The organism is Christiangramia aquimixticola (genome assembly GCF_048285835.1).
Classification (GTDB): Bacteria; Bacteroidota; Bacteroidia; order Flavobacteriales; family Flavobacteriaceae; genus Christiangramia; species Christiangramia aquimixticola.
In genome coordinates this window covers 1-317 of sequence record NZ_JBLVTL010000165.1, presented here as the reverse complement: position 1 = coordinate 317, position 317 = coordinate 1, and the positions used below count along the sequence as shown (strand labels likewise).

The 317-nt window shown below is 41.3% G+C and carries 1 protein-coding gene; it reads left to right on the top strand.

The window, feature by feature from the left end:
* On the top strand, window positions 1–317 hold a 317-nt coding region (locus tag ACNKXV_RS13960; protein ID WP_417908326.1), incomplete at both ends, for a glycosyltransferase.

The following is a 317-nucleotide window of genomic DNA, read 5'->3' as shown; positions in this document are numbered from 1 at the left end:
CCCCTTTCTCAAGAGACCATCCAGATTATTCGAGAGCATCCCAAAATTGTCCAAACCGACTGGACTGATCATGTAGCACACTACCTTGCTTTGGCAGATGTATTGGTTCATCCTTCACATAGAGAAGGGTTTCCAAATGTTCTATTGGAAGCAGGAGCCATGCATGTACCTATTATTTGCTCGGATATCATTGGAAACACAGATTTGATTTTTCAGCAAAAAACAGGATTGCTTTTCCCAGTTAAAGAGGCCATGGTTCTAAAAGAAGCCCTTGAATTTGCCTATGTAAAGCGGGATAAAATGGCCTATTATGCCAA